The organism is bacterium, from assembly GCA_016873475.1.
Taxonomy (GTDB): domain Bacteria; phylum Krumholzibacteriota; class Krumholzibacteriia; order JACNKJ01; family JACNKJ01; genus VGXI01.
Map to the genome: position 1 here is coordinate 1 of VGXI01000253.1, position 4,044 is coordinate 4,044.

Below are 4,044 nucleotides of genomic sequence, written 5' to 3' on the forward strand. Positions count from 1 at the left end.
TCGCCAGCAGGAGGACGAGCACCGTCGCCAGCGCCCAGTCGAAACGGTGCACGGCGGCGCTGTCCAGGAAAGCGCCCGGTCCGGAGTAGATACCGAGCTCGCCGTGGCGGAGGCCGTAGGCCGTGAAGCCCACCGCCGTCGCCGCCGCGACCAGGAGGATCGCCGCCAGTTCGGCCCGCCAGGAGCGGTAGAAGAGCCGCGAGATGCCCGTGAAGTCGTAGCGCGAGGTGAGCCAGCGGCGCAGGCTCATCATCGTCTCGCCGGGCTCCGCGCCGCGGGGGCACTGGGTGGAGCACTGGCCGCAGTAGTAGCAGAGCCAGGGGTCCAGCGAGGTGCGCAGGCGCTGCTCGAGGCCCATCTGCAGCAGGCGCATCGGCCGGCGCGGGAACATGAAGCGGTCGTCCGAGTGCTCGCAGACGGCCGAACAGCTGCCGCAGTGGTAGCACTTCTGCACGTCCTCGGCGCCGAACTTGGCCAAGTCGTCGATCAGCTTGGGATTGACCCGAATCGCCATCGCGGCATCACCACCCTTCGACCAGCGCCGCGTCCACCGCCCTGGCGCGGGCTTCGATCTCGCTGAGCGTCAGCGTACTCAGGTCATCTTCGCCGTGGCCGCTGGCGATGCTCTTCAGCACGCCCGCCGCCACCGCCGAGGCCTGCGCCACCGTATCCGGAATATCCTTGGGTCCCTGGCACATGCCGGCCACGAAGATGCCGCCCCGCTCCGTCTGCGTGGGGCGGCCGTTGTAGTTGAGCTCGGAGAACCAGCCGTCGCCGTCCCGCGGCAGGCCGAGCGCCGCCGCCAGCTCGGCCGTGCCCTGCGCCGGCACGACGCCCACGGCGAGGATCACCAGGTCGGCCGGGTACTCGACGTGGCGGTCGCGCAGGATGTCCTCGCCGCGCACGCGCTGCTGGCCATCCACCTGCACGACCTGGGCCGTGCGGCCGCGGATCACCTGCGTGCCTTCGGCCTTGATGCGCTCCATGAACTCCTCGTAGCCTTTGCCGAAGGCGCGCATGTCGATGTAGAACTCGTGGCAGGTGGCGTCCGGTAGCTTCTCGCGCACGAGGTGGGCGAACTTCAGCGAGTACATGCAGCACACGCGCGAGCAGTAGGCGTTGTAGTTGGCATCGCGCGAGCCGACGCAGTGGATGATGGCCACGCTGCGCGGCGCGGCCCCCCCCGGCTCCACCACCCAGTCCTCGGTCTTGGTCCGCTTGTTCAGGCGCGGGGTCTTGAGCACGATCTTGCCTCCGGTCGGCCCGGAGGCGTTGGTCATCCGCTCGAACTCGAGGGAGGTGAGGACGTTCGGGTAGCGGCCGTAGCCGTAGCGCTCGATCTTCTGCGCGTCGAACAGGTCGTAGCCGGTGGCGAGGACGATGTTGCCCACCTTGAACTCGAGCTGCTCGTCCGGCTCGTCCAGGTGGATGCAGTCCTTGGGACACTTCTTGACGCAGGCGCCGCACTTCTCGCCGTGGCTCAGCACCCAGCGGCAGGTTTCGGGATCGACCACGTTGGCGTTGGGGACCGCCTGCGGGAAGGGGATGTAGATCGCCTTGCGGCTGGTCAGACCGGAATCGAACTCGCTGGCCGTGGAGACCGGGCAGACGTCCGTGCAGGCGTTGCAGGCGATGCAGGCCTTGGGGTCGACGCGGCGAGGGTGGCGGCGGGCCTGCACCGCGAATGCGCCGGGCAGCCCTGTCACTTCGAGCACCTCGGTGCAGGTCATCAAGGTGATCATCTCGTGGTCGGCAACGGCGACCATCTTGGGCGTCAGGATGCAGGCCGAACAGTCGAGGGTGGGAAAGGTCTTGTCGAACATCGCCATGTGCCCGCCGATGGTCGGTCCCCGCTCGATCAGGTAGACCTGCTTGCCGGCATCGGCGATCTCGAGCGCGGCCTGGATGCCCGCGACGCCGCCGCCGATGATCAGGGTCGCGGGATTGACCGGCAGCTGGTGAGGCACGGCCACCAGCGGGAAGGGCACGCCCTGCACCGCGCAGGCGAGCACGGCCTTGGCGCGCTCGAGCCCTTCGCCGCCCGCCCGCACGCCATGCTCGCGGAAGGAGGCCAGGCGCAGTTCGCCGGCGTCCAGCCCGGCCGCGGCCGCGGCTCGGGCGAAGGCGGGCTTGAAGTGGCCGGGTGAGTCGCCCGCCAGAACGATGCGTTCCAGGCGGCTGCGCCGCAGCTCGCCGGCGAGCGCGTGCGGGTCCAGACGGGGCCTGAGGCCCAGCACCTCGACCCGCTCCACCTGCGGCAGGTTGCGAGCGTAAAACGCCACCGTCTCGAGGCTGATCTCGCCCCCGTCGAACACCTGCCCGACGAACACGCCAACCCGCATGGGAGCCTCCCCTTCGCCCACCCAACTAGGGTGGTTGCCCTATACAACCTGGGAGTCTAGCCGATTGCCAGGGTCGTGTCTAGGGTTAATGCTGTATGGCCTCCTCTGGGCAAATCCTCTAGACTCCCAGTCGAAATGCAGGTTGACGCCCGAGAGAGCCGGCGGCCTCCGCGGAAAGGTGCCTTAGGGCTCCTCGGCCGCTTCCGCCGCCTAACGCTCTTCCAGAAGACGATGCTGCTCAACTTCGCGGTGGTCCTGCTGGGGGCCGTGGCCGGCACCTACCTCACGCGCGCCCTGGCCGCCCGCCACTCGGGGCTCGTCCTCGCCCTGACCTTCTTCAGCTGCGGCGCCTTCGTCACGTTTCTCGTCAACTACCTCGCCTTCTGGGATCACTTCCGGCCGCTGATGGAGCTGGCCCGGGCGCTGGACGCGATCCGCGACGGCCAGCGGGCCCGCGAGGCGATCGCCGGCGTGCGCGCATCGGGGATGATGGACGTGATCGCCTCGGCCGCCACCCTGCTCGACCAGGCCGAGGACGCCTCCTTGCAGTTCTCGGCCCGCCTGCTCGGCTCCATCGAGGCGGAGCGCCAGCGCATCGGGCGCGAGCTGCACGACAACACCAGCCAGATCCTCGCCGCCGCGATGCTCAATCTCGGCCTCGTCGAGCGGCAACTCGCCGGCGGCGAGCGGGCGCGGGTCAGCGTGGAGCCGGCGCGGGCCCTGATCAAGCAGGCTCTCGACCAGTTGCGATCGGCTGTCTATGACTTGCGCCCGGCCATGCTCGACGACCTCGGCCTGGCGGCCGCGCTGCGCTGGTACGCCCGGGCGCGCGCCGAACAGCCCGGCCTGGAGATCCTCAGCCAGTTGGACGAGGACTCCCCGCGCCTGCCGCCCCAGATCGAGACCGCGCTCTACCGCGTCGGCCAGGAGGCGCTGGCGAACGCGGTCCAGCACGCCGGGGCCAGCCGCATCGAGCTGGGGCTGGAGATCAAGCCGGGCTTCGCGACCCTGACGGTCTTCGACAACGGGCGCGGCTTCGACCTCGCCGAGGCGCGGGCGCGCGGGCTGGGCCTGACGACGATGCGCGAGCGCATCGCCCAGCTCGGGGGGCGCTTCAACATCGTCACCGAGCCGGGCGCGGGCACGCGCGTCTTCGCCCTGGTCACGCTGCCCGATGGCTGGGCGGCCAAGGAGGCGTCGCGGGCATGAGCATTCGCGTTCTGATCGTCGACGACCACACGCTCTTTCGCGAGGGCCTCTGCGCGCTCTTCTCTAGCGAGCGAGACGTCGAGGTGGTCGGCGAGGCCGCGGGCGGCGAGGAGGCCGTGCGCAAGGCTCTCGAACTGCGTCCGGACGTGGTGGTGATGGACCTGATGATGCCCGGCGCGAACGGCATCGAGGCCACGCGCCGCATCCGGGCCGCCCTGCCCGAGGCCCGGGTGCTCGTGCTGTCCATGTACGACGACGAGGAACACGTGCAGCGCCTCCTGGCCGGCGGCGCTTCGGGCTACATGCTCAAGCGGGCCACCAGCGACGAGCTGGTCCGCGCGCTGAAGGAGGTCGTGGCCGGCGGCATGCCGCTCGATCCGGCCGTCGCCGCCAAGGTGGTGAAGGACTACGTCCGGCGCGTGCAGGGCGAGACGGAGCCCGAGGCGGGGCCGGAGCTGACGCCGCGCGAACTGGAAGTGCTGCGCCTCGTCGC

The 4,044-nt window shown here is 70.2% G+C and carries 4 protein-coding genes; 2 read left to right on the forward strand and 2 right to left on the reverse strand.

The window, feature by feature from the left end:
* The coding region (locus FJ251_14180) for a 4Fe-4S dicluster domain-containing protein (protein ID MBM4118852.1) at positions 1-514 on the reverse strand (514 nt) is incomplete at its 3' end.
* Between the two features lie 7 nt (positions 515-521).
* On the reverse strand, positions 522-2,342 hold the full coding sequence (locus FJ251_14185; protein MBM4118853.1) for a CoB--CoM heterodisulfide reductase iron-sulfur subunit A family protein: 1,821 nt from the start codon (positions 2,340-2,342) through the stop codon (positions 522-524).
* A 135-nt stretch (positions 2,343-2,477) separates the two neighbouring features.
* Between FJ251_14185 and FJ251_14190 the strand changes: the two genes are divergently transcribed.
* Complete coding sequence (locus FJ251_14190; GenBank protein ID MBM4118854.1) at positions 2,478-3,551, forward strand: sensor histidine kinase; 1,074 nt, start codon at positions 2,478-2,480, stop codon at positions 3,549-3,551.
* On the forward strand, positions 3,548-4,044 hold a 497-nt coding region (locus tag FJ251_14195), incomplete at its 3' end, for a response regulator transcription factor (GenBank protein MBM4118855.1). The genes FJ251_14190 and FJ251_14195, both read left to right, overlap by 4 nt.